The 25,953-nt window shown below is 63.8% G+C and carries 21 protein-coding genes and 1 pseudogene; 7 read left to right on the top strand and 15 right to left on the bottom strand.

The window, feature by feature from the left end; genetic code table 11:
• Positions 1 to 49: 49 nt before the first annotated feature.
• From urtD to FA94_RS15250, 5 genes and pseudogenes are all read right to left on the bottom strand, one after another.
• Positions 50 to 913 carry an urea ABC transporter ATP-binding protein UrtD gene (gene urtD / locus FA94_RS15275; RefSeq protein ID WP_035552609.1) on the bottom strand — a complete coding sequence of 288 codons (864 nt, stop codon included), beginning with the start codon at positions 911 to 913 and terminating at the stop codon, positions 50 to 52.
• Positions 910 to 2,094 (bottom strand): urea ABC transporter permease subunit UrtC, encoded by a 1,185-nt coding sequence (gene urtC, locus FA94_RS15270; protein WP_035552606.1) that lies wholly within the window; start codon positions 2,092 to 2,094, stop codon positions 910 to 912. Before urtC ends, urtD begins: the two co-directional genes overlap by 4 nt.
• Positions 2,094 to 3,722: an urea ABC transporter permease subunit UrtB gene (gene urtB, locus FA94_RS15265; RefSeq protein ID WP_081935945.1), complete on the bottom strand. Its 1,629-nt coding sequence runs from the start codon at positions 3,720 to 3,722 to the stop codon at positions 2,094 to 2,096. Before urtB ends, urtC begins: the two co-directional genes overlap by 1 nt.
• A gap of 245 nt (positions 3,723 to 3,967) precedes the next feature.
• The gene (gene urtA, locus FA94_RS15260) at positions 3,968 to 5,266 is read right to left on the bottom strand and encodes an urea ABC transporter substrate-binding protein (RefSeq protein ID WP_035552600.1); all 1,299 of its coding nucleotides are present in this window, start codon (positions 5,264 to 5,266) and stop codon (positions 3,968 to 3,970) included.
• Between the two features lie 401 nt (positions 5,267 to 5,667).
• Positions 5,668 to 6,759, bottom strand: a pseudogene (locus tag FA94_RS15250) (DUF3443 domain-containing protein); the annotation flags it as partial.
• 38 nt (positions 6,760 to 6,797) lie between these two features.
• Here FA94_RS15250 and FA94_RS39750 point away from each other — a divergent pair.
• Positions 6,798 to 6,920: a hypothetical protein gene (locus FA94_RS39750; protein WP_286166122.1), complete on the top strand. Its 123-nt coding sequence runs from the start codon at positions 6,798 to 6,800 to the stop codon at positions 6,918 to 6,920.
• 225 nt (positions 6,921 to 7,145) lie between these two features.
• Here FA94_RS39750 and FA94_RS15245 read toward each other — a convergent pair whose 3' ends face one another.
• From FA94_RS15245 to FA94_RS15230, 4 genes are all read right to left on the bottom strand, one after another.
• Positions 7,146 to 7,604: a DUF2844 domain-containing protein gene (locus tag FA94_RS15245; RefSeq protein WP_035552595.1), complete on the bottom strand. Its 459-nt coding sequence runs from the start codon at positions 7,602 to 7,604 to the stop codon at positions 7,146 to 7,148.
• A gap of 113 nt (positions 7,605 to 7,717) precedes the next feature.
• On the bottom strand, positions 7,718 to 9,256 hold the full coding sequence (locus tag FA94_RS15240) for a TolC family outer membrane protein (RefSeq protein ID WP_035552593.1): 1,539 nt from the start codon (positions 9,254 to 9,256) through the stop codon (positions 7,718 to 7,720).
• A gap of 13 nt (positions 9,257 to 9,269) precedes the next feature.
• Positions 9,270 to 9,593: a rhodanese-like domain-containing protein gene (locus FA94_RS15235; RefSeq protein ID WP_035552590.1), complete on the bottom strand. Its 324-nt coding sequence runs from the start codon at positions 9,591 to 9,593 to the stop codon at positions 9,270 to 9,272.
• Between the two features lie 105 nt (positions 9,594 to 9,698).
• Complete coding sequence (locus FA94_RS15230) at positions 9,699 to 10,352, bottom strand: protein-L-isoaspartate O-methyltransferase family protein (protein ID WP_035552587.1); 654 nt, start codon at positions 10,350 to 10,352, stop codon at positions 9,699 to 9,701.
• 328 nt (positions 10,353 to 10,680) lie between these two features.
• Between FA94_RS15230 and FA94_RS15225 the strand changes: the two genes are divergently transcribed.
• The 6 genes from FA94_RS15225 (at position 10,681) to FA94_RS15200 (ending at position 17,633) form a co-directional block, all read left to right on the top strand.
• Entirely contained in the window at positions 10,681 to 11,760 is a 1,080-nt protein-coding gene (locus tag FA94_RS15225; RefSeq protein WP_035552584.1) for a LacI family DNA-binding transcriptional regulator, read from the top strand.
• Positions 11,761 to 11,762: 2 nt separating this feature from the next.
• Positions 11,763 to 13,250, top strand: coding sequence for a sugar ABC transporter ATP-binding protein (locus tag FA94_RS15220; RefSeq protein ID WP_035552581.1), 1,488 nt, complete (start codon positions 11,763 to 11,765; stop codon positions 13,248 to 13,250).
• Positions 13,231 to 14,244, top strand: a complete 1,014-nt coding sequence (locus FA94_RS15215; RefSeq protein WP_035552578.1) for an ABC transporter permease — start codon at positions 13,231 to 13,233, stop codon at positions 14,242 to 14,244. The genes FA94_RS15220 and FA94_RS15215 overlap by 20 nt, the downstream gene beginning before the upstream one ends.
• An 80-nt stretch (positions 14,245 to 14,324) precedes the next feature.
• The gene (locus FA94_RS15210; protein ID WP_035552576.1) at positions 14,325 to 15,287 is read left to right on the top strand and encodes a substrate-binding domain-containing protein; all 963 of its coding nucleotides are present in this window, start codon (positions 14,325 to 14,327) and stop codon (positions 15,285 to 15,287) included.
• Between the two features lie 130 nt (positions 15,288 to 15,417).
• Positions 15,418 to 16,467, top strand: coding sequence for a sugar phosphate isomerase/epimerase family protein (locus FA94_RS15205; protein ID WP_035552574.1), 1,050 nt, complete (start codon positions 15,418 to 15,420; stop codon positions 16,465 to 16,467).
• Between the two features lie 14 nt (positions 16,468 to 16,481).
• Positions 16,482 to 17,633 (top strand): Gfo/Idh/MocA family protein, encoded by a 1,152-nt coding sequence (locus FA94_RS15200; protein ID WP_035552571.1) that lies wholly within the window; start codon positions 16,482 to 16,484, stop codon positions 17,631 to 17,633.
• A 47-nt stretch (positions 17,634 to 17,680) separates the two neighbouring features.
• On the opposite strand, the gene FA94_RS15195 is transcribed toward FA94_RS15200, so the two are convergent.
• From FA94_RS15195 to FA94_RS15170, 6 genes are all read right to left on the bottom strand, one after another.
• Positions 17,681 to 17,941, bottom strand: coding sequence for a hypothetical protein (locus FA94_RS15195; RefSeq protein ID WP_035552568.1), 261 nt, complete (start codon positions 17,939 to 17,941; stop codon positions 17,681 to 17,683).
• A gap of 54 nt (positions 17,942 to 17,995) precedes the next feature.
• Positions 17,996 to 18,607, bottom strand: a complete 612-nt coding sequence (locus FA94_RS15190) for a retron system putative HNH endonuclease (protein ID WP_051980585.1) — start codon at positions 18,605 to 18,607, stop codon at positions 17,996 to 17,998.
• A 32-nt stretch (positions 18,608 to 18,639) separates the two neighbouring features.
• Positions 18,640 to 19,926 (bottom strand): AAA family ATPase, encoded by a 1,287-nt coding sequence (locus FA94_RS15185; RefSeq protein ID WP_035552565.1) that lies wholly within the window; start codon positions 19,924 to 19,926, stop codon positions 18,640 to 18,642.
• A gap of 138 nt (positions 19,927 to 20,064) precedes the next feature.
• Positions 20,065 to 23,256: an efflux RND transporter permease subunit gene (locus FA94_RS15180; RefSeq protein WP_035552562.1), complete on the bottom strand. Its 3,192-nt coding sequence runs from the start codon at positions 23,254 to 23,256 to the stop codon at positions 20,065 to 20,067.
• A 15-nt stretch (positions 23,257 to 23,271) separates the two neighbouring features.
• On the bottom strand, positions 23,272 to 24,465 hold the full coding sequence (locus FA94_RS15175; RefSeq protein ID WP_035552559.1) for an efflux RND transporter periplasmic adaptor subunit: 1,194 nt from the start codon (positions 24,463 to 24,465) through the stop codon (positions 23,272 to 23,274).
• 304 nt (positions 24,466 to 24,769) lie between these two features.
• Positions 24,770 to 25,939: an ABC transporter substrate-binding protein gene (locus FA94_RS15170; RefSeq protein WP_035552556.1), complete on the bottom strand. Its 1,170-nt coding sequence runs from the start codon at positions 25,937 to 25,939 to the stop codon at positions 24,770 to 24,772.
• Between the last annotated feature and the right edge of the window lie 14 nt (positions 25,940 to 25,953).

The following is a 25,953-nucleotide window of genomic DNA, read 5'->3' as shown; positions in this document are numbered from 1 at the left end:
CATAGACCGCTTCATCGATCGCTGCACCGACCCGCTTCACCGACCCGCTTCACCGACCCAGGTAAGACTCGATCACCGTCTCGTCCCGCTTGACCTGATCGAGCGTGCCGTGCGCGAGCACGTGTCCTTCGGCCATCACCGTCACCTTGCCCGTTTCGCCCGACAATGCCGCGACGAACTCCATATCGTGCTCGACGACCATCATCGAACAGGTGCCGCGCAGGTGATTGAGCAATTCGGCGAGTTGCATGGTTTCGTCGTCGGTCATGCCGGCGGCGGGTTCGTCGAGCAGCAGCAGCGCCGGTTGTTGCATCAGCAACATGCCGATCTCGAGCCGCTGTTTCTGTCCATGCGAGAGCTCGCCGGCCAGACGCCGCGCTTCGCTTTCGAGTCCGATCAACGACAGCGTCTCTTCGATCCGCGCCTGCGCTTCGCGATCCAGCCGCGCGCGTAACGACGCCCACCAGCCTTTATCGGCTTTCATCGCCAGTTCGAGGTTTTCCCACACGGGATGCTGCTCGAACACCGTCGGCTTCTGGAACTTGCGACCGATGCCCGCGCGCGCAATGGAAGGCTCGTTCATTCGCGTCAGGTCGATCGACTGGCCGAGAAACACCTTGCCGGAATCCGGCTCGGTCTTGCCCGTGATCACATCCATCATGGTCGTTTTGCCGGCGCCGTTCGGACCGATGATGCAGCGCAATTCGCCGGCATCGATCGTCAGTGTCAGCGCGTTCAACGCACGAAAGCCATCGAAACTCACGGTCACGTCTTCAAGGTAAAGAATCGTGCCGTGCGACACGTCGATCTCGCCCGGCGTGACAGCGCGCCCCATGCTGGCGACGCCGCTCAACGAAGTTTCAGCGGGTTCTTCGGGTAAAGCCAGATCAGGCACCATCGGGTTTTCGTTCATGAGCGGTTCCTCTTGCGCGTCACGAGTTCGATCAGGCCCATGATGCCGTTCGGCAGCAGCAGCGGGACCAGCACGAAGATCAGGCCAAGAAAGAACAACCAGTATTCAGGGAAATTCGCGGTAAAGAAGCTCTTCGCGCCGTTCACCGCGAACGCGCCGATGATCGGCCCGATCAGCGTGCCGCGCCCGCCCACCGCGACCCAGATCGCCATTTCGATCGAGTTGCCGGGCGACATCTCGCCCGGATTGATGATGCCGACCTGCGGCACATACAACGCGCCGGCAATGCCGCACAACACCGCGGACACGGTCCACACGAACAGCTTGTAGGCGAGCGGGCTGTAGCCGAGGAACATCAGACGCGTTTCGCCGTCGCGCACGGCGGTCACCACGCGGCCGAGTTTCGACGTGACGATCGCCCGGGCGCCGATGAACGCAAGCACCAGCACCGCGAACGTGATCAGCAGCAGGGCGGTGCGCGTGCCCGGATGCGTGATCGGAAAGCCACCGATCCGTTTGAAGTCGGTGAAGCCGTTATTGCCGCCGAAGCCCGTTTCGTTGCGATAGAACAGCAGCATCGCGGCGAAGGTCATGGCTTGCGTGATGATCGACAGATACACGCCTTTCACGCGCGAGCGGAACGTGAAGAAGCCGAACACCCAGGCGACGACCGCCGGCACCAGCACCACCAGCAGCAACGCGTAGCCGAGATGCTGGGTGCCCTGCCAGTACCACGGCAACTGATGCCAGTCGAGAAACACCATGAAGTCCGGCAGATCACTGCCGTATTTGCCCTCGTGGCCGATGGCGCGCATCAGATACATACCGATCGCGTAGCCGCCCAGCGCGAAGAACAGCGCGTGACCGAGGCTCAGAATGCCGCAGTAGCCCCACACGAGATCCAGCGCCAGCGCCGCGATCGCGTAGCACATGAACTTGCCGGTGATCGTCATCGCGTAGGCGGACAGGTGGAACGCGCTGGTTTCCGGCACGACCAGCGTGGCGAACGGCACGCCGAGTCCGAACACGATAATCAGCGCGATCAGCGCGAGCCACGCGCGGCGCGACAACAGCGCGGGCCGCGGCGGCAGGCCGAGTGCGAAGCCGGACTGCGCCTCGCGTTCGGTTGCAGCGGCGGCGCCGCTCGCGCCGACATGAGCGGATGAAGTAGCAGTCGTCATCATGCCTCCGCGCTACGGCCCTTGAGGGCAAACATGCCCTGCGGACGCTTCTGGATGAACAGCACGATTAGCACGAGCACCGCGATCTTCGCGAGCACCGCGCCCCAGAACGGTTCGATTGCCTTACTGACGAGACCGAGCCCGAAGCCGCCGATCACCGTGCCGGCCAGTTGACCGACGCCACCGAGCACCACGGCCATGAACGAATCGATGATGTAGCTCTGGCCGAGGTCCGGTCCGACATTGCCGATCTGCGACAGCGCGCAACCGCCCAACCCGGCGATGCCCGCGCCGAACGCGAACGCATACGAATCGACCCGCGCGGTCTTCACGCCGACGCAGGCGGCCATGCGCCGGTTCTGCGTGACGGCGCGCACGAACAGGCCGAGGCGCGTCTTCGTCAACACCGTCCACGCAATCCCGACCACGATCATCGAGAACGCGAGAATCGCCAGCCGGTTATACGGCAGGATCAGATTGGGCAGTACGGTGACGCCGCCGCTCATCCACGACGGGTTGATCACCTGCACGTTCTGCGCGCCGAACAGCATGCGGGTCGCCTGAATCAGGATCAGGCTCACGCCGAAGGTGGTCAGCAGCGTTTCCAGCGGACGGCCGTAGAGATGCTTCAACACCAGCCGTTCGAGCACGATGCCGACCAGCCCCGCCGCCGCGAACGAAGCCGGCACCGCGAGCAGCGGATACCAGTCGAACGCGCCCGGCGCGAAGCGTTGAAAGAGGTTCTGCACGACGTAGGTGGCATACGCACCGATCATCAGGAATTCGCCGTGCGCCATGTTGATGACGCCGATCAGACCATACGTGATGGCGAGACCGAGCGCGGCGAGTAGCAGCACGCTGCCGAGCGACAGGCCCGCGAACAGCGTGCCGGCGATCTGGCTGCGGCGCTGGATCGCGTCGAGTTCGTCGATGCCGCTTTGCGCGGCGGCGCGCACGCGATCGTCGGGCTCGGCGAAGGTGCCGTCCGGTTTCTTCGCGACGAGCGGGCGCAGCAGTTCGTTCATGTCGAGGTCATGCCGCGCGGCGACCAGTTGCACGGCGTCGAGACGCTTGGCCGGGTCGGTGTCGTGCAACGCGGTCATCGCCCACAGCGTGTCGAGGCGCTTCTTCAGCACCGGATCGGTTTCCTTCGCGCGAGCTGCGTCGACGAGCGGTTTGATCGACGGATCGGGGTTCTGCAGCAGCGCCGTGACGGCGGCGTCGCGCGTTGCCTTGTCCGGCGAATCGAGTTGCAGGCCGGACAAAGCGCCGGCCACTTTCGAGCGCAGCAGGTTGTTCAGCGTGACCGGTTGCGCGTCGCTGCCGGCGGTGACGGTTTTGCCGGTGACCGCGTCGCGCGTGGTGTCGCCATCCTGCAGCAGTACGGCGCCTGCGTCGGTGGCGAGCGCGCTGTCGTCGGACAGCGCTTTGAGCACCGCCATCGATTCTTTGTCGTGATTGGCGATCAGCTTGTCGACAGCCGCGGATTTGGCATCGAAGTCGTCGCCGGCGAGCGGCGCGACGTCGGCCTGCGTCAGCGCGAACGCGGCGAGCGGCGTGCCGGCGAGCAGCACGAGCGCCACGCTGCCGATGCAGCGCCGGGCGGATCTAAGGAATGAAAACGCCATGGTGGCCTTTGGAGAAAAACCGGCGAGGCGGGGCGGCAGGGTGTGCAACAGCCGCTGCCGCGCCGTCGGGTTGCCGCGCCCGCGGAGGGTCGAAGTCGCCGGACCAGGCGCTCGCGCAAACGTAGGCGCCAGCGCTGGACCCGGCAAACAATCCGAACTCACAGGCGCATCGATGCGTTTGCCATGAGCCCGATTCGAGCTCGCCACGAGGGACCCGATACGTCCTCTCGTAGCGAGCCGTTGCGTTACGCCACGCGCGAGCGCTTGAGGAACGCCGGAATCGAGCTGACCATATCCGGCTTGCTGGAATTGCCCGCGATAAACGGACTCCACGGCTGCGCGCGAATCGCGGTCTTGGTGCGCCAGACGACGTTGAACTGACCGTCCGCGCGTACTTCGCCGATCATCACCGGCTTGTGCAGATGGTGATTGCCATCCATGGTCAGCACGAAGCCCGACGGTGCGTTGAAGGTCTGGCCGATCATTGCCACGCGCACCTTGTCGACATCGGCGCTCCTGGCTTTCTCGACTGCCTGCTTCCACATGTGAATGCCCACGAAGGTGGCTTCCATCGGGTCGTTCGTCACGCGCTTGTCGCCGCCCGGCAGGTTGTTGTCCTTCACCCACTTGGCGAACATCGCCTTGAACTTGGTGTTCTCCGGATTGCGCAGCGACATGAAGTAGTTCCACGCCGCGAGATTGCCGACCAGCGGCTTCGTATCGATGCCGCGCAGTTCTTCCTCGCCGACCGAGAACGCGACCACCGGCACATCCGTCGCCTTCAGCCCCTGGTTGCCGAGTTCCTTGTAGAACGGCACGTTCGAATCACCGTTCACCGTCGAGATCACCGCGGTCTTGCCGCCTTGCGAGAAGGTCTTGATGTTCGCGACGATGGTCTGATAGTCGCTATGGCCGAACGGCGTATAGACCTCCTGGATGTCGGCCTCCTGCACGCCTTTGGATTTGAGGAACGCGCGCAGAATCTTGTTGGTGGTGCGGGGGTACACATAGTCGGTGCCCAACAGGAAGTAGCGCTTGGCGCCGCCGCCTTCCGCGCTCATCAGATATTCGGTCGCGGGAATCGCCTGTTGATTCGGCGCGGCGCCCGTGTAGAACACGTTGCGCGACATTTCCTCGCCTTCGTACTGGACCGGGTAGTACAGCAGGCCGTTCAGTTCCTCGAACACCGGCAGCACCGACTTGCGCGACACCGAGGTCCAGCAGCCGAATACCGCGGCGCACTTTTCCTGGGTAATCAGCTGACGCGCTTTTTCGGCGAACAACGGCCAGTTCGACGCCGGATCGACCACCACCGGCTGGATCTGACGCCCCATCACGCCACCGCTCTTGTTGATTTCCGAAATGGTCATCAACGCGGTGTCTTTCAGGGACGTCTCCGAGATCGCCATGGTGCCGGACAGCGAATGCAGAATACCCACCTTGATCGGACCACTGTCGGACTGCGCTTGCGCGAACGGAACCTGACCTGCCAACGCGAGCGCGCCCGACATGGAGCCGAACTTCAACAGACTGCGACGTTTCATGTGTATCCCCTTGCCATTTGATGGTGACTGTTTATGGGCGTCGATTTCAGCCAGCAGGGCTTATCCCGCATGGCTTGCCGCTTGTGTACTGCAAGCCACATGCCATGCTGTAATTTCGACTTGTGCTTCGCGGTTTGCGCGCTGCAGCGCGGCTGCGACGGCAGTCAGTTATGCGTAATGAACGTGGGATGCGGCGCAATACTGGTGCACGATCGCCACTCGCGCCTCGTTCGGGTGCGTGTCGCGCCGCGACGAAGCGTGCGTATCCGCCAGCGGGCGTCGGCGGTGCATGGCCGCTGCGCCGTTGTGCATGCAACAGTCGGTTGCCCGTCGATTAAAAAAGGCCAGCGCTTTGCGGCGCTGGCCTTTTTGCATGGCTCGGCGGGGCGTGCCGCGTCGGATCAGAACGCGATGAACGGCGCGGTTTGCTTGCCGACCGTCACGTTGTTGATGGCGGTGTACACGTTGCGGCCGAAGAAGAACGGCAGGCCCCAGATAAACATCCCGCCCGATGGCGCGCCGAGGCTGTCATAGGCCGCATAGCGGTTGGCCAGCAGGCTCCAGCCGTTGGCCAGCGAGAACGGCACGGTGACAGGCGACGCGGCCTTGTCGACGCCGCTCAGGATCGCGGACAGGCTGAGCGTCGTGGCCGGCATGTACCACGCGCCCGAGTAGGGCACCGTCGTGTCGATGAAGATGTTCGCGTTGGAACCGCTGTCAATCGCGCTGGTGTAGCGGGTGCCCTTGTAGGTGGTCGGGAAGTAGCCGTACTGATCGAGCGCGAGGACGTTCGGGTTCGACGGCAGCGCGTTGTTCGGCTGGGTGCCGATGCCGAACACCAGCGTACCGGTCACGCTCGCCTGGCCGCCGGAGGGCAACGCCGGCAAACGGATGATCGTGCCGTTGTTGTCCGAGGTGAAGTTGGAGACCGGATTCATGACCTGCGTGTCGAGCGGTACGCGGGTGTTGGTGCAGGAGGTCGCGGAGGTGCAGTAGTAGTAGCCGGACGGCAGGACGTATTGCGCGGCGGCCGGGTAGTCGCGCTGCGCCGGGCCGATGCCGAGCACGCCGTTGGCGCCGAGTTGGGCGACGCTGCCCAGGTCGGTGCCGCCACGCGACTGGCAGTCCGATGGGGTGGCGTACTTGCCGTCGGCGATTACTTGCAGCGGCAGATTGCCCGCCGCCTTGCCGCCGATCGTCACGTCGGCGCGGCGGATGGAGCCCCACGTGAAGCCGGAGCCGAAGACGGCGCATTCGGCGATGGATGCGTTGCCGGTCGGGTCGTCGGTGGCGCCGGTCTGGGTCGGCAGACGGGCGGCGAGGGACGGGCCCAGCGCACTGCCGAGAACGCGTAAGCCGACCGAGCCGGTGTCGACCTGGATGTGATCGATGGTGGCGCATCGATCACCGCCCTGAACGCCGGGAATGCAGATCGTAACCGTGACGTAGGGCATGTTGGCGTAGTTGCCTGTCCATCGTTCGACGGTGATGGGGACGGTGTTTGTGTCGGGTGTTGGTGTTGGTGTTGGTGTTGGTGTTGGTGTTGGAGTGGGAGTGGGAGTGGGAGTGGGAGTGGGAGTCGGCGTTGGAGCCGGCGTTGGCGTCGGAGTCGGAGTCGGAGTTGGTGCAGGAGTCGGAGCGGGTGTTGGCGTAGGCGTAGGCGTAGGCGTAGGCGTAGGCAACACCGTAGCCGTCGAACCCGACGCGGGTGTCACCGGCACCACCGCGCCATTAATTTTCGCCGCGCTATCGTTGCCGTCGGCGCCGCCGTTACCGCCGCCGCAACCGCTCAGCGCCACGCTTGCGGTCAGCAGTGCGCCACACAACGCCTTGTTGAGCGTCTTCATGTCGAGGGTGTTGATCGAATCAGTGCACTGTTTCATGGCAGTTGATCCACGCGGACGTTGGCGGGAACGAGGCGGGGCAAATACGCCTTGCCGAAGAAGTGGCCCGCGCGGCCAGCCGATTCGAGATGAAAATCGCCGCTGTGTTGGACCATCGGACCCGCGCCACGGGTCTGGCTAGCGTCGCCATTCGCAAAGTTGGGAAAGTAACTGCCGAGCAGCGCCCGCATGTCCGGCCGCACCGGACCTTGCCAGCTCACCGCGAACACCACGTTGGCGGGCAGCACGTATTCGTGGATCGTCACGCCGTCGGCGTATTCGGATTCGCGCATCGTGTAAGACGCGGCCGCTGCGGACGCGTTGCGAGGCGCTGCGGCTTGCAGCATCGACCGGGCTGTCGCGCCGGTGTTGGCACCGGGCGCACCGCCCAGCATGGCGTAAGACGCCAAAGGCCAGAAGGCCGAGGCCGCGAGTGCGGCCTTCACAAATTTCATTACCATGCTCTCCCAAAAAAGGTCGAAGCATGGTGCCTGCGCAATGGTCAGGAAACCGTACGAAAATTCCGAAATGAATGTACGAATCGGTGCAATGGCACGCTTACCAACTCCTACTGCGACCCCGCCGCAGTCGGCATCGCCCGCCGCCCCAACTTGCCGGCCGCGCCCTTCGCCGCGACGCCCGGATGCGGCACCGTCGGCACCTTGGGCAAAGCGGTCAACGCGCCGTCATCGACCGGCGACAGCAGCGCGCTCAATTGCAGCACGTCCTGATCGGTGAGATCCGCTGTCGAAGCCTTCAGCTTGAGACTATTGATCAGCGTGTCGTAACGCGCCTTCGCCAGATCGCGCCGCGCGGAGAACAACTGATCCTGCGCGTTGAGCACGTCGATATTGATTCGCACGCCCACCTGATAACCCAGCAGATTCGATTCGAGCGACGTGTTCGCCGAACGCTCGGCGGTCTGCAACGCGCGCACTTGCGCGAGTCCGCTCACCACGCCGAGAAACGCCTGGCGCGCGGACAGCGCGGCATTGCGCCGCGCGGTATCGAGATCGGCGGCGGCCTGGTCTTCGAGTGCGAGCGTTTGACGCACGCGGCTTTGCGTCGCGCCGCCGGCAAAGAGCGGAATCGTGACCTGCACGCCGATCGTGCTGTTCGTGTACGACGAACCCAGATTGCCCAATTCCGCCGCCAGCGCCGGCGTGCCGGCCGTGGGCGTCTCGGCGCCGCTACCGAAGCCGCCGCCGAAATTCCCACCGAAGTTGCCCGCGCCGGCCGCGCCGAGGCTGCTGCGCGAGCGGCTCGCGACCAGATCGACGGTCGGCAGATGGCCGGCCTTGGCTTTGGAAGTTTCACGTTGCGCGGTGGATAGCGCGATCTGCTTGATGACGACCTGGTAGTTGGCGTCGCTGGCGGTATCGGTCCACTGGTTGATGTCGGCGGGCACGGGCGGCGGCAGCGGCGCGCCGGCAACGAGCCCGTCGACCTTCTCGACCGGATGCCCGACGATCTGCTGCAACGCCGCCAGCTTCACCGCGAGATCGTTCTGCGCGGCAATTTCCTGCGAGACGGCCTGATCGTATTTGGCCTGCGCTTCGTTGGTATCGGTGATCGTGGTGTTGCCGACTTCGAACGAGCGCTTGGCCGATTCGAGCTGCTGCGCGATCGACACCTTCTGCGAACGCGCGATCGCGAGGCTATCCTGCGCGGACAGCGCGTCGAAATACGCCTGGCCGAGCCGCACGATCAGATCCTGGCGAGCCTGCGCGAACGAGGCTTGCGCCGACTCCACCGCGAGCTTGCCCTGGGCGTAGCCGTACCAGCTGTCCACATGAATCAGCGGTTGCGTGAGCGAGATCGTGTAGCCGTTGCTATTGCCGTACGAAGACGGGAAGCCGCCGCCGAAGTCGGTGCTCTGACGGTTCGCGGACAGCGACGCCGAGACCTGCGGCAACAGTTTGGCGCGTGCGAGCGGCAACTCTTCGCTGTTGGCAGCGAGGGCAGCGCGTGCGCTTTGCAGTTGCGCGTCGCTGGAGAGCGCTTCGTCGTAGAGTTGGGAAAGGCCGACGGCGTATGCGGTCAGCGTGTGCAGCGTGCCGGCCAGTGCCAGAGCGGCCGCGAAGACCGGCACCCGGAGGCGCATCATCGCGGCAGTGGGCTCAGTAGGTCGGAACCGACGGATCGACCTGACGCGACCACGCGTCGATTCCGCCTTGCAGATTGAACACGTTCTTATGGCCGCGCGATTCGAGGAACATCGCGACCTGGGCACTGCGCGCGCCGTGATGGCAGACGCAGACGATTTGCGCGTCGTCGTCGAGTTCTTCGCTGCGGGCGGGAATCTCACGCATCGGGATCGATACGGCGCCGGCCAGCGAGGCCGTCTGGATTTCCCACGGTTCGCGCACGTCGAGCAGCACGGGCGCGGGGCGCGATGTGTCGGCGAGCCATTCGGCGAGCGCGGGAGCGGTCAGATTTTGCATCAGCGGGACTTCCGGTTCAGAGGACGGCGGCCATGCCGGCCGTCCGTATCAGTGCGCGTGATTCGAGCCTGCCGGCCGACGAGCGGCCAGGCGAGGCGAGACGAATCAGAACTTGAAACGCGGCGGCTGCATAGCGTTGGTCAGCGGCTCGACATACGTTTCGAAGACGTCGGCAATACGGTATTGCTTCTCGTCGATACGCGTGATGACCTGCGCCTTCATGACCGGCGCGGTGCCGACGAACGCCGCGAGACGGCCGCCGATCTTCAGGTGTTCGAGGATTTCCTGCGGCAGCACCGGCAGGCCGCCCGACACGCAGATCACGTCGTACGGCGCGGCGCCGGCCCAGCCGCGCGACGCGTCGCCGGTGGCGACTTCGGCGTTCAGCACGCCGTTGGCGATCAGGTTGGCCTTGGCCAGTTCCGCCAGTTCCGGTTCGATATCCACCGTCAGCACGTGTTGCGCGCGATGCGCGAGCAGCGCCGCCATGTAACCCGAGCCGGCGCCGATTTCGAGCACGCTTTCGTGTTTCTTCACTGCCAGTTCCTGCAGCACGCGCGCTTCGACGCGCGGCGCCAGCATGTGCTGGCCGGCCGGCAGCGGCACTTCGAAGTCGACGAAGGCCAGATCGCGGTACACGGTCGGGACGAAATGTTCACGCTTGACGATCGAGAGCAGATTCAGCACGTCCTGGTCGAGCACTTCCCAGGGGCGGATCTGCTGTTCGATCATGTTGAAACGCGCTTGCTCGATGTTCATGGTGGATTCGGCAGTATGGGTGGGCGAGTTTGGCGGTTTGCCCGCTGACCGGCGGCCTGAAGGCATCGCTCACGATGCGGGCCACGGCAGGGTAGCTGCGGGATTGTACCAAATGGCGGCGTCAAACCGTGCCGCCGCGGACAGGGCGCCGGGCCCGCGCGACAGGCGCGCGCAAGCGCAGCGAGCGCCTCCTGATCACCTGATCGTCACCGCGCCGGAACCGCACCGACAACGCGCGACCCCGTGTTAATCCCTAGCGATCCGAGCTTGCGATTCCGGCCTTCATCGCTCAAAAATGTAATCGATTACATTTTGCAGGCGAGTTCACTTGTCCAAACCGTCGTCCAAAGTGGCCCGTGCCGGGTTATCCGGCGCGCGTTCCGAGCCCAACGCCCAGCCCTTGCGTGGCACGGCCGACGGCCTGTCCATAGCCGGCGTCGCGGAGCAGGCGGGGGTGTCGGTGGCCACGGTGTCGCGCGTGCTGAACGGTCACGAGAACGTGCGGCCCGCGACCCGCGACAAAGTCCTCGCCGCCATCGACGCGAGCGGCTACCGCGTCAACGAACTCGCGCGCAATCTGCGCACCGCCGAAAGCCGCCTGCTGCTGACCATGGTGCCCGACGTCGGCAATCCGTTTTACGCGGAGATCGTGCGCGGCATCGACAGCGTGGCGCGCCAGCACGGCTACTTCATGCTGTTGTGCGACACCGGCGCCGATCCGGGCCGCGAGCGCAGTTACTTCGATCTGCTGCGGCGTCGTCGCGCGGACGGCGCGATCTGCCTCGATCCGGCGACCATCCAGCAGGCGCTCGGCGAGGCGTCCAGCGCGCTGCCGTGGGTCGCGTGCTGCGAGTTCGATCCGGCGATGGGCGTGCCGTACGTGGGCATCGACAATTACCGCGCCGCGGGCGACGCCGTGCGGCATCTGCTGTCGCGCGGCCACCAGCGCATCGGCCTGATCAATTCCGACGTCGACTATCTGTACGCGCGGCAGCGTCAGCAAGGCTATCTCGACGCGTTGACCGAAGCGGGCATCACGCCCGACGAGCGCTGGTGCATGAACCTGAACAGTCTCGACTACGAAGCGGGCGCTTCCGCCGCGGCCACGCTGATGTTGCCGCCGCACGCGCCCAGCGCGATTTTCGCGGTGTCGGATACGCTCGCGATCGGCGTGATCCACGGTTTGCGCAGCGTCGGCAAGCGGGTGCCGGACGATGTTGCCGTGGTCGGCTTCGACGATATTTCGCTGGCCGCGCAGATCGATCCGCCGCTCACCACGATCGCCCAGCCCATGCGCGAGTTGGGCGAAACCGCCGCGCGTCTGTTGCTGCAGCGGCTCGCCAATCCGTTGGCGAACGTGCCCGGCGTGCTGCTGCCGCACCGGCTCGTGGTTCGCGGGAGCACATGACCATGAGCCTCGCGATCCGCTTCGACGACATCCGCAAAGACTTCGGCCCGGTGCGCGTGCTGCACGGCGTGAGTTTCGACCTTGCGCCGGGACGTATCTACGGCCTGCTCGGCGAGAACGGCGCGGGCAAATCCACGCTGATGAAAATCCTCGCGGGTTATGAGACCGCGACGTCGGGCACCTTGCTGGTCGATGGCCACGCACAGCAGTTCATCGGTTCGCGCGATGCGCAAGCGCAGGGCATCGTGCTGATTCACCAGGAGTTCAATCTCGCCGAACATCTGACGATCGCGCAGAACATGTATCTCGGCCACGAGAAGCGGCGTGGCTGGTTCGTCGACGATGCCGCGATGCGTAGCGACGCCGCGCGTTACCTTGCGCAGGTTGGCCTCGCGAAAGCGCCGGACACGAAGGTGCGCGAATTGATCGTCGCGGAAAAGCAGATGGTGGAGATCGCGAAGGCGCTGTCGCGCCGCGCGCGTTTGCTCATCATGGACGAGCCGACCGCCACGCTCACGCCGTCCGAAACCGAGCGGCTGTTCACGCTGATGGCGAAGCTCAAGGCCGACGGCGTGACCATCGTCTATATCTCGCACAAGCTTGATGAGGTCGAACGCATTACCGACGAAGTGATCGTGATGCGCGACGGTCGCTTCGTCGCGCGCGGCGAAACAGCGGGACTCGCGCGTCAGCAGATGGCGAATCTGATGGTGGGCCGCGACGTCTCCGATATGTTCCCCGACAAGCTCACGGTGTCCGCCGGCGCACCGCTCGCCTTGAAAGTAACCGGACTCAGCGTGCCCGACTGGGTCGACGACCTCAGCTTCGACGTGCGCGCCGGCGAAGTGCTCGGCTTCGCGGGACTGGTCGGCGCGGGCCGCACCGAAGCGTTCGAAGCGATCATCGGCTTGCGCAAGCGCACGGCGGGCCGCATCGAAATTGCCGGCCGTCCCGCCGATCTGAAAAGCCCGCGCGACGCGATGCGCCACGGCCTCACGTATCTGAGCGAAGACCGCAAAGGCAAAGGCCTGCACGTGAACCTGAGCCTGCAGGACAACGTCACGCTGATGACGCTCGAACGCTACGCACATCCGTTGCTCGATATGAAAGCGGGCCGCGCGGCGTTGACGAAAGCGGTGAGCGAATTCGGCATCCGCACCGGCGACCTGTCGAGCCGCGCGCGCATGCTGTCGGGCGGCAATCAGCAGAAGCTCGCGCTCGCCAAGTTCCTGCAACCCGACCCGCAGGTGATCGTGCTCGACGAACCGACCCGCGGCGTCGATGTCGGCGCGAAACGCGACATCTATTTTCTGATTCATCGTCTCGCCGCGCAGGGGCGCGCGGTGATCGTCATTTCATCCGAACTGATCGAGCTGATCGGCTTGTGCCATCGCGTCGCCGTGTTGCGCGCGGGACGCCTGGAGGCCACGCTGACGCTCGACCATCTGACCGAAGAGGAATTGATCGCCCATGCGACCGGCACCCACTGAAGCCGTGCAATCCGGCCGCGCGCTGCGCTTCGCGCATCGACTGTATGCGCTCGGGCCGCTCGTCGGGCTGATTCTGCTGTGCATTGTCGGCACGCTGCTCAACCGCGATTTCGCCACGCTCGACAATCTGATGAACGTGCTCACGCGCACGTCGTTCATCGGCATCATCGCGGTCGGCATGACCTTCGTGATCATTTCGGGCGGTATCGATCTGTCGGTCGGGTCGATGGCCGCGCTGATCGCCGGCAGCATGATCTGGCTGATGAACGCGCTCGCGGCGGGCATCGGCGGACATACGCTCGCGCCTTTGCTGATTCTCACGCTCGGGATCGTGTTCGCGCTGGTGCTCGGCGGCCTGTTCGGCTGCGCGCATGGCTTGCTGATTACCAAAGGACGGATCGAACCGTTCATCGTCACGTTGGGCACGTTGGGGATTTTTCGCGCGGTGCTGACGTGGCTCGCCGATGGCGGCGCGTTGACGCTGGATAACTCGTTGTCCGATCTGTATGGCCCGGTTTATTACGCGAGCCTGTTCGGCGTGCCGGTGCCGATCTGGGTTTTCCTCGTGGTGGCTGCCGGCGGCGCGCTGATTCTCAATCGCACCGCGTTCGGCCGTCATGTGCAGGCGATCGGCTCCAACGAACAGGTTGCGCGCTATGCGGCGATTCGCGTCGATACCGTGAAGATCGTCACGTATGTGCTGCTCGGTATCTGCGTGGGCGTGGCGACCGTGCTCTATGTGCCGCGACTCGGGTCGGCCACGCCGACCACCGGCTTGTTGTGGGAGCTCGAAGCGATCGCATCGGTTGTGGTGGGCGGCACTGCGCTCAAAGGCGGCGAAGGACGTGTGGTCGGGACGGTGATCGGCGCGATCCTGCTGTCGGTGATCGCCAATATTCTGAATCTCACCAGCATCATCAGCGTGTATCTGAACGCGGCGGTGCAGGGCGTGGTGATTATCTTCGTCGCGTTCGTGCAGCGCGGACGGAGATAGCTTTAGCGTTTCATTTGGGCACGACGGCAGGTTCGAGAATCGGGGCGCACGAACGCCTCATCGACATTGGAGACACAACCATGAAACAGGTCATTCGAGCGGTCGGCGCCGGCGTGCTGGCGTTGGGGATACTGGGCACGGCGGGCATGGCGCGCGCCGACGACAAAGTCATACTGGGCGTCGCGATTCCGACGGCCGATCACGGCTTCACGGGCGGCATCGTCTGGTGGGCGAACAAGGCCAAGACCGATCTGGAGAAAGCGCATCCCGATCTCAAGATTATCGTGAAGACCGCCGCTGGTTCGCCGGAGCAGGCGAACCAGTTGCAGGATCTGGTGACGGTGAACAAGATCAACGCGCTGGTGATCTTTCCGTTCGAATCGGCGTCGCTCACGCAGCCGGTCGCGCAGGTGAAGAAGAAAGGCGTGTACGTGACGGTGGTGGATCGCGGCCTGACCGACACCAGCGCACAAGATGCGTATGTGGCCGGCGACAACACCGCGTTCGGCAAGATTCCCGCCGAGTATCTGGCGAAAACGCTCGACGGTAAAGGCAACATCGTCGCGCTGCGCGGCATTCCGACGACGCTCGACAACGAGCGCTGGACCGCGTTCACGAACGTGATCAAGAACTATCCGGAGATGAAGATTCTCGACGCGAAGTACGCAAACTGGAACCGCGACGACGCGTTCAAGGTGATGCAGGATTACCTGACGCGCTTCAAGCACATCGACGCCGTCTGGGCCGCCGACGACGACATGGCGGTCGGTGTGCTGAAGGCGATCGAGCAGGCCAAGCGGACCGACATCAAGATCGTGTTCGGCGGCGCGGGTTCGAAGGGCATGGTAAAGAACGTGATGGACGGTGCGCCGATGATCAAGGCCGACGTGTCGTACTCGCCGAAATTCATCTACGACGCGATCAAGCTCACCGCCGAGGCGCGCCTGAAAGGCGAGAAGCTGCCGGCCACGACGATTATTCCGTCGGTGCTGATCACGAAGGAAAACGCGCAGCAGTTCTATTTTCCGGACTCGCCGTTTTGAATCCGTGCCGAGGTTGGCGTGATGGCTGTGTGATGTTGGCCTGAGCATCTGGAGCGCGTTGGCCTGCTTTGCTTTGCTTTCCGTTGCGGCGAAGGCACGGCTAGCGCGCTCCCGTTCAAGGAATCGTACGATGAAAACCATCAAAGGGCCGGCGATCTTTCTCGCCCAGTTCATGGGCGACGAGGTGCCGTTCGACAATCTCGCGCATCTCGCGGAATGGGCGGCGGGTCTCGGCTTCAAAGGTATTCAGGTGCCGTGCGACCCGCGTCTGATCGACCTCGAACAGGCGGCGGCGAGTCAGACCTATTGCGATGCATTGCGCGAGACCGCGGAAAACGCGGGCGTGACGATCACCGAACTGTCGACGCATCTGCAAGGGCAACTGGTGGCGGTGCATCCGGCTTATGACGCGTTGTTCGACGGATTTGCCGCGCCACAAGTGCGAGGCAATCCGGCGGCTCGCACGCAATGGGCGATCGAGCAGTTGAAACTGGCCGCGAAGGCTTCACAGCGTTTGGGCTTGAGCACGCATGTGTCGTTTTCCGGTGCGCTGGCGTGGCCTTATCTGTATCCGTGGCCGCAGCGTCCGGCGGGTCTGGTCGAAGCCGCGTTCGATGAACTCGCGCGCCGCTGGACGCCGATTCTCGATGCGTTCGACGCCGCCGGTGTCGACGTCTGCTACGAACTCCATCCGGGCGAAGATCTGCACGACGGTGTGAGCTTCGAGCGTTTTCTCGATGCGGTGAAACAGCACGCGCGGGCCAATATTCTTTACGACCCGAGCCATTTCGTTTTGCAGCAGCTCGACTATCTGGCGTTTATCGACATCTATCACGAGCGGATCAAAGCGTTCCATGTGAAGGACGCGGAGTTTCGACCGAACGGTAAACAGGGCGTATACGGCGGGTATAGCGGCTGGGTCGAACGCGCGGGGCGCTTCAGGTCGCTCGGCGATGGGCAGATCGATTTCGGCGCGATCTTCTCGAAGATGGCGCAGTACGATTTTTCCGGCTGGGCGGTGTTGGAATGGGAATGCGCATTGAAGCATCCGCATGATGGCGCGCGTGAAGGCGCGGAGTTTATCCGGCGGCACATCATTCGTGTGGCGGAGCATGCGTTTGACGATTTCGCGGAGAGTGGCGTGGATGCGGCGCAGTTGAAGCGCGTGCTGGGTATCTGACAGGGGTCAAATCAATGGCGCAAAGAAGGCTCAGGTTGGGCATGGTCGGCGGCGGGCAGGGCGCGTTTATCGGCGCGGTACATCGGATCGCGGCGCGGCTCGACGATCGCTTCGAACTGGTGGCGGGCGCGTTGTCGTCCGATCCGCAGCGTGCGCAGGCCAGCGCCGCCGAGGCGGGCATCGCGCGTAGTTACGCCGACTGGCGCGAGATGGCGCGCGCCGAAGCCACCCGCGACGACGGCATCGACGCGGTGGCGATCGTCACGCCGAATCATCTGCATGCGCCGGTTGCGACGGCGTTTCTCGAAGCGGGTATCCATGTGGTGTGCGACAAACCGCTAGCGATTTCGCTCGCGGAAGGCGAGGCGCTCGCGAAACTCGCACGCGAGAAGAACAAGCTCTTTGCGTTGACGCATACGTATTCCGGTTATCCGATGGTGCGTTACGCGCGCGAACTGATCGATTCGGGTGGACTCGGCGAATTGCGCGTGGTGCAAGTCGAATACGCGCAAGACTGGCTGGCGGAACCGATCGAAACGAGCGGCACGAATAAACAAGCCGGCTGGCGCACGGACCCTGCGTTGGCGGGCCCGGCAGGCTGTCTCGGCGATATCGGCACGCACGCGTATCACCTGGCCGCTTTCGTCACGGCGATGACGCCGTCGTCGCTCGCGGCGGAGGTGCATACCTTCGTGCCGGGACGTCGCATCGACGATCATGTGCAGGCCATGCTGCGCTATGCGAACGGCGCGCGCGGCATGTTATGGGCGAGTCAGGTGGCGAGCGGCGCGGAGAACGCGTTGCGTTTGCGGGTGTATGGAACGAAGGCGAATCTTGCTTTCGATCAGGAACAGCCGAACGACTTGTGGTTCACGCCGCTGGGTGGTTCGGCTGAACGGTTGACGCGAGGGCGGGTAAAAAGCGCGATCGCGGCGCATGCGACGCGTGTGCCGGCGGGACATCCTGAAGGCTATCTGGAAGCGTTCGCGCAGTTGTATAAAGACGCGGCGTTGCAGATCGAAGCGTTGGACGCGGGTCGCGCGCTGCCGGCGGAAAGCCTGTTGCTGACGACGGTGGAAGACGGTGTGGCAGGTCTGCGGTTTATCGATGCGATGCTGGCGAGCAGCGCAGCGGATGGGCAGTGGCGGGAGATTGGGGGCGCTTGAAGGAGCTGAAAAGAGCCTGAAGCAGGGTGAAAGCGAGCCCCCTCGGCTCAACTGCCCTTGCTTTTCTTGATCTGCTCTTCAAACGCGATATCCAGCTTGCTCGCTTTACGCGGTTTCGGCGGGCCGTACGCGTCGACGAATTTGACGAAGTCGTCGAGCGTGAGCGGGTCGGAGACTTTTTTATCCGATCCGCTCGATTTGTCGACGAGGTAGAACAAGCCGCCAGACAGGCTGATCGCGGCGAACTGCGGATTGCCGCTGCGCGTTTTCAGCCGCTCGACAGCGTGGATGGCTCGGGTGGTACGCATGGTGGAGGACTGCTGGTGGGGGAAAGACCGCTACTGTAGCAACAAACCCGCAGATCAGGTCGTGGACAACTGCTCCGCAAATCGAGTGATCACGTGGGCGAAGTCCTCGAATTGACCGGCGCTGTTTCGCGCATGATGGATCGCACGGATCGCCTCCCACTCGGCATGGGTTGCGGGTTTGAGGAACGCGTCGTCGAACATGCCTTCGAGCGCAGCCTGCCGGCGGTCGCGCAAGGACGCAATGCCGAGCTTCAGGAGACCGATCATGTAGTCCGCTTTTTTATCCGCGGAATCGGTGGCCATGATTGCGCCGTCTAAAGCATATTTGAAGCGCTCTTCGCAGGCAGGATCGAGCGGCGATATACACAAGCTTCCGTCGAACTCTTCGTCTTTCGCGTGGTCGCAGTGCAGCGGCAACTTGCGCGAGCGCTCGCGGATACAGGACGCGAGCAGATTTTCATACTCAAGTGCCTGTTCAGGGGCATCCGCTTGCGGCGCGAAGTGCTCGATGTGACTATCGGCCCGGCTAATTCTGCGGCCGCAATAGCAGCAGGTGTCGCCTTGTACGGCAATCAGCGCATCGTGCAGATCTTTCTTCTCCGGATTCTTGAGATCCGGATAGCTCGGTTTCCAATCGTCGTTTGCCAGCTTCTTCCAGGCCTTCAACTAATCCGGCTCTTTGTTTTTTGCAACGTATCTCATCGGCCAAGGATCTCCTTTCTCTTCAGCAGTGCTTCCGCACGGTTCAACTCGACGATACCGGGCGCCTTGACGCGCAGCGCGGCAAGGCGTTCGCGCGCGACGTCCAGTTCGTCTCGAGCCAACGCCGCGAACAGCAGCGATAGTTCGTCCGCTACTTCCAGTGGGCGAGCGGAGGCACCCATGATTTCTTCGAGCACCGCGCTCGAATCCAGTCCGTAGCTAACCTGCGGATTGGCACCGATGCCATCAATCAGCACGATGATTTGCTCCGGCTTCATCTCACTCAGGACTTGCGGAGAATGACTGGCCACAATGAACTGGATAGCCGGAAACGCGGATTGCAAACCCAACGTAAGCGCCCGCTGCCACGTGGGATGCAAGTGCGTGTCGAGTTCGTCGACCAGTACGATGCCTGGCGTTTGCTTCAGCACCTCCAGCGCGAGGTGAGGGTTCAGGATGCAGATTCGGCGCGCAATGTCGGCGACCAGGCCGACGACGGCACGTTGCCCGTCGCTCAGATTGGCGAAAAGCGTGGCGGGCTGCCCGGACGGCGAATCGTGCTTCCATTCGACGAGCAGGCCCTTCTCGCGCATGTCGTATTTGATGCCTTTGATTTCGTCGATGGCATTGGCGAGTGCGTGGTTGACGAGGGCGAGTTCGTCGTTGTGGATGTCGTCAAAGGCTTGTCCGGTTTCGGATGAAACCTGGAACCGCTCCAGCGATTTGGACATGGCCCACACCAGCAACGCCCCAGCGTTCGTCGACGCGTCCCCGTAATTTTTGTACGCGTCCATGCGGCTTGTTCGTTGGGTGGCCGCCGTCAGCTCATTCTGGTCGCCCTGGTCCCAACGCCGACTGGCACGGTAATAGGCGAGGAGCGGCAAAGTCTGGCCGCTCTCCGTATTGTTCTTTTGATTGATGGCCGCTGCTGGGTACGGCATGACATGGGGACGATCCGCCAACGCGTTGCGCTCGACGCCCCAGGTCACGCGTGCGCCATTGAAAATGCCGCTCGCATTGACGGACACGGGGAACTGCGGTTCGAATCCAAGCTGCCCTTGAACTTCAACGCGCGCGCGTCTGACGGCGTCGTCGCTGAGCATCTGAAGTTGCACGGGAGCAAACTCTGCGGCGGATACCGCAAAGACTTCGCAAATACCATTCAGCAACGACGTCTTGCCGCTTCCGTTGCCACCCACCAATACGTTGAACGACGGCGAGAAATCCACTTCCAGCCCACTATGGCACCGGTAGTTGGTCAGCCTGATACTGTCGATTCTCATGGTAAGGGTCCTCTCTGCGATTGCCGACGATGCTGAGACGCAAGTTGTACGAAATGCTTTGAACGATCTAATCGTGGCGGCTCGCAAACGCAAATCTCATCTTCCAGCAAATCTTACCTTCATCGACTTTAGGCTTGTCTAGCCTTTTTTCCATATCTTTTTTCGCAGCCAACTCCCCCAATCCTCGAGCACCGTATAAACCACCGGCACCACCACCAACGTCAGAATCGACGACGTAATCACCCCGCCAATCACCGTCTGTCCCAACGGCCCACGCTGTTCGCCACCTTCGCCCAGCGCCGCGGCCAACGGCAGCATGCCGAAGATCATCGCCAGCGTGGTCATCAGAATCGGACGCAGCCGCACCCGCGCGGCTTCGAGCAAGGCCTCGCGCCGCTCCATCTTGCGCCCCTTGCCGGACGCATCCAGCAGCGTGCCGCGCCGCGCCTGATTCGCGAAGTCCACCAGCAGAATCGCGTTCTTCGTCACGAGCCCCATCAGCATCACGAAACCGATGATCGAGAACATGTTCAACGTGCTGCCGAACAGCAACAACGCGACCAGCACGCCGATCAGCGTCAGCGGCAGCGACGCCATGATCGCGAGCGGTTGAGCGAAGCTCGCGAACTGCGACGCCAGAATCATGTAGATGAAAATCACCGCCAGCGCCAACGCTTCCACCGCGTAAATGAACGACTCGTTCATGCTCTTGGTCGAGCCTTCGAAGCGGTAGTGATAGCCGGCCGGCAGATGCATCGCGTCGAGGGCCTTCGCGACGTCGGCGGCGACTTCGCCGGGCGAGCGGCCGTTCACGTTCGCCGACAACTCCACCTCGCGCTGCAGATCGCGCCGGTTCAGCACGTCGGGGCCGGTCGTCTTGACGATATCCGCGACCTGCCGCAGCGGCACCAGCACCGGCGCGCCGTTCGCGTCGGTGCGATTGGTGGCGATCATCAGCCGCGCGAGATCGTCCACGTCCTGGCGCTGCTCGCGCGGCAGTCGCACGCTGACGTCGTAGTCCTGGTCGTCGGGCGCCCGCCACGTGCTGATCGCGTCGCCGGAGAGCAGGGGTCGCAGCGCCGTGCCGATATCCGCGACGCCTACGCCGAGGTCGGACGCGAGTTCTCGCTTCACGTTGATCGCGACGATCGGCTTGTCCGCCTTCAGGCTCGAATCCAGATCGACGAGTCCGGGAATCTTTGCCATGCGCGCCTGAGCCACATCGGACAAGCGACGTAGTTCGTCGATGTTGTCGCCCTGCAAGCTCAACTGAATGGCCTTGGTGCTGCCCGCGCCGTCCGACATGCCGATTTCGGTCACCGACACGCCCGCCACCGACGCCAGCCGCGCGCGAAACGCATCGTTCAGCTCGACCATGCCGCGCGTGCGGTCGCGCCGGTCTTTCAGGCGCACGGTAATGAGCGCGGTGTTCTTGCCCTGCGTGTTGCCCGAGTTGACCGTTGCATACGTGAAGCGCACTTCGGGATAGGTCGCGAGAATCGCCTGCACCTGTTTGACTTTCTCCGACGTCGCTTCGAGCGATGTACCCACCGGCGTATTCAGACCGATCTGCGTTTCGGAGAAGTCCGCGTTCGGCACGAACTCGGTGCCGACGAACGGCACCAGAAACAGGCTGCCGAAAAACGTCACCGCCGCGATGGCCAGCGTGATCGCGCGATGCTTCAGCGACCACCCAAGCAGCCGCTGATAGAACGCCGTGAGCCGGTCGATCTGCGTGTCGAACAGATGCAGTGAACGCTGGATCAGGCGGCCATAACGGTAGCCCTTGCGTCCGGTGTCGGCGTCGTGCAGATCGGGGTCCGGCCAGATCGACGACAGCATCGGATCGAGCGTGAACGACACGAACATCGAGATCAGCACGGCGGCCGCGACCGTAATGCCGAACTGATGGAAGAAGCGGCCGATGATGCCGCCCATGAAGCCCACCGGCAGAAACACCGCGACGATCGAGAAGGTGGTGGCCAGCACCGCCAGCGCGATTTCCTTGGTGCCGTCGAGCGCGGCGGTGCGATGGTCCGCGCCGAGCTGCACGTGCCGCACGATGTTCTCGCGCACAACGATCGCGTCGTCGATCAGCAAGCCGACGCACAGCGACAGCGCCATCAGCGTGATCACGTTGATCGTGAAGCCGCACGCGTACATCACCGCGAATGTGCCGATCAGCGCGATCGGCAGCGTGAGGCCGGTGATCACCGTGCTGCGCCACGAGCCGAGGAACAGGAACACGATCAGCACGGTGAGCAATGCACCTTCGAGCAGGGTGCGTTTCACTTCGTTGACGCTGTCTTCGATCTCGATCGACGAATCGTCGGTGACATCGAGCTTGACGCCGGGCGGCAGCAGCGGCTGCAGACGCGCGACTTCGTCACGCACGCCATGCGCGACGTCGACCGTGTTTTCGCCCTGGGCCTTGATGATCGACACGAACAACGCGCGCTGGCCGTTCAATAGCGCGGTGCTGTCCGGTTCCTGCTGGCCGTCCACCACGTCGGCGACCTGGTCGAGCGTGACCGGCTGCGTCGCCGAACTCGCGGTCGGAATCGCGGACTGCGCGCCGCGTCGCGCGATGATGATGCGCTTGAAGTCGTCCGGTTTATCGAAGCGGCCTTTGATCTGCACGGTCTGTTCGATATGGCTCGATGTGAGCGGGCCGGCCGGAATCTCCTGATTTTCGTTCTGCACCGCGCGGATCACCTGATCGACGCCGATCGACAGCGCCTGCAGTTTTTCCGGCTTCACGTCGATCTGCACCTGGCGCTTCACGCCGCCCACCAGCGAGACCGAGCCGACGCCGCGTACGGTTTCGAGCCGCTTGCGCACGATCTGATCGGCGACGGTGGTGAGGTCGCGCGTGGACAGCGTGGCGCCCGGCGCGTTCGATACCGCGACCGTGACGATCGGCGTATCCGCCGGGTCGTAGCGCAACACGCGCGGGTCCTTCACGCCGTCGCGCAGATCGGGGCGGATCAGCGCGATCTTGTCGCGCACGTCTTGCGCGGCCTGCACCGCGTCAACCGCCAGATCGAATTGCACGATCACGACCGACTGCGCGTCGTAGGAGCGCGACGTGATTTCGTCGATGCCGCTGATCGTGTTGACTGCTTCCTCGATCTTGCGCGTGACGTCGGACTCGACCGATTCCGGTGACGCGCCCGGATACGCGGTCTGCACGACCACGATCGGAAACGTGATGTCGGGAAACTGATCGACCTTCAGCCGCTGATAAGAGAACAGACCGATGACGAGCAGCGCCATCATCATCATCGTGGCGAGCACCGGGTTGCCGATGCTGATGCGGGTGAACCACATAGGCGCGGGCTCCGGTCAGTGCTGGCCGGCGGCCGGCGATGCGGCCTGCGCCGATGAAGCCGAGGCCGCAGAGGCCGATGAAGCAGGCTGCACCACATGCACCGTACTGCCGATCCGCAACGAGCCGAGATTGTTCTTCACGATCCGCTCGCCGACGTTCAACGGTCCGCTGGTGATTTCGGTCCACGAGTCGCCGTCGGCGTCGCCGGTCGCGCCGGTTTGCACCGGCTGCTCGACCAGCTTGCCGCCGACCAGCGCATACACGCTGTGGCGCGCGCCGTCGGTACGCACCGCAGTGGCGGGCACCACCAGCACGTTCTGCCGACTGCCCACCGCGATCGTGCCCGTGCCGAACATGCCCACCCGCAACGTGCCGGCCGGATTGGCGACCTGCACGTACACCATGATCGACCGCGACCCTGGCTGCGCGGCGGGGTTGATCCGCGTGATCGCGCCTTGCACCGGCGTATCGATACCGTCGAACGCGATACTCACCGGCTGGCCGATCCGCACGCGGCCGATCTCGCCGACCGGCACCGGCGCTTCCAGTTCGAGCGTGCGCAGATCGACCACGTCGAACAGCTTGGCGTCGACGGCGACTTTTTCGCCGGGCTCGACCGAGCGCGTGGCGATTTGTCCATCGAGCGGCGAGCGCACGAGCGTATCGTCGAGCGACAGATTCGACGACGCCAGCGCCGCTCGCGCCGCATCCAGATTCGCGCGGGCGATTTCGTACTGGCTTTGCGCGGTGTCGAACGCGTTCTTCGAAATGAAGCCTTTTTCGACCAGCACGCGGTTGTTGTCGAGTGTCTGTTTGGCGATATCGAGTTGACCGGCCATGGCCGCCATCTGGCCGCGGCTTTGTTCGGCGCGGGCCACGTAATCGCGGGCGTCGATCCTGGCGAGAATCTGACCGGTCTTGACCGTGTCGCCCTCGCGCACCGCGACGTCGAGCGCCGAGCCGGCCACTTTCGATTTGACCGCGGCCTGCGTGATCGCGCGCAGCGAGCCGGTCAGCGGCAAGGTTTCCGAGAGGGTGCGACGGCTGACCGTGGTGAGATCGTCGGGTGCGAATTCGACGATCGAAGAGACGGTTTCCGTGGCGGCAGCGGGTGCGCTGCGCTTCCTGATAGCCTGGGCGATCGCGATAGCGAGGATCACGATGACGACAACGGCGGCGATGACGATACGTTTTCTGGTTTTTAGCATGCGCGGTCTGACGGACTTCACGGCACTGGCGGGCGCGCTAGCGGCCTCATGGTCACGAGGCGCCGCGCGCTCGCACGGAATCGGCGAATTAGCCTGAGCCCGCGTTCATCGCAAGCTGGCCGTCAGCATGGTACACGCAGCGTGGGTGCGATGCGCCTCCCGAACGGGGTGCGCGAATAGCGGGCAGGCGCAGCGGCCGGAAGGCGGCCGCCGCGCCGTGCGCGGCGTTGAGCGGTGCGGAACTCGCCGCGCATAACGGCGGGTTCCGCGGCTCAGCCGCTCACGAAGTCATTCACCCAGTCACTCACTGACTCAGGTAGACAAACTTGCCGTTTTTAATGATGCCCATCACGCTCGCGCGCTGATCCAAACCCACATGATCCTTCGGGCTCGTATTGACCACGCCGTTCGGCACGACCAGCTCATGCGCGTGCTCCAGCTCGTCGCGCAACGCGGCGCGAAACGCCGGGGTGCCCGGCTGCGCCGTCTTCAACGCACGCGCCACGGCATCCTGCAGGCGCGGATAAACACCGGCCGCGTCGCCCGCGAACTGCGTCACGCTGCCCGCGCCGTACTTCGCTTCATATTCGTTGGTGAACGCGAGCGCCGCTTTCTTCGCCGGATGATCGGCCGGCAGCGTGCGCGCCACCACGACCGGCTGGGTCGGGAACAGCGTGCCTTCTACATCCTTGCCGCCGAGCTTGATGAACTCCGGCGTGGCGATGCCGTGTGTCTGATAGATCGGGCCTTTAAAGCCGCGTTCGATCAGCGTGCGCTCCGGCAACACGGTCGGCGTGCCCGCGCCGGCGATCAGGATCGCGTCCGGTTTGGCGGCCATCAGCTTCAGAATCTGGCCGGTAACGCTGGCATCGGTGCGGTTATAGCGCTCGGTGGCGACCAGTTGGATGTGACGCAAGGCCGCGAACTTGCTGAACTCGTTGAGCCAGCTTTCGCCGTAACCATCCGCGAAACCGATGAAGCCCACCGTCTTCACGTTGTGGTTCGACATGTAGCGTGTCATCACGTCGGCCATCGCGCTATCGGTCTGCGCCATCTTGTAGGCCCACACCTTCTTGCCTTCCTGCGGCTCGACGACGCTGGCCGAGCCGATCAGCGTGATCATCGGCGTTTGGCTTTCGGCGACCGGATCAAGCGCCGCCATTGCCGCCGGCGTGATGTTCGGGCCGACGATGACGTCGACGTGGTCCTCATTGATCAGCTTGTGGATATTGCGCACCGCGGCGCCCGGATCGGAGCCGTCGTCGAGGAAGATGTAGTCGGCTTTCTGGCCGGCGATCGTGGCCGGCCACATCAGCATCGCGTTCTTGCTCGTGATGCCGATCACGGCGGCCGGGCCGGTGCTCGACAGATCGATGCCGACCTTGATGTCGGCGTGCGCGGCGGTGGCGAGCAGCAGCGCGCCGAGGGCGGCCAGGCCGCGAATGCTGTTTTTATGCGACTGATACGACGTCATCGAGAGGTCTCCGT

The organism is Burkholderia sp. 9120 (assembly GCF_000745015.1).
Lineage (GTDB): Bacteria > Pseudomonadota > Gammaproteobacteria > Burkholderiales > Burkholderiaceae > Paraburkholderia.
The sequence above is the reverse complement of the archived record's forward strand: the minus strand, read 5'-3'. Positions and strand labels throughout refer to the sequence as shown.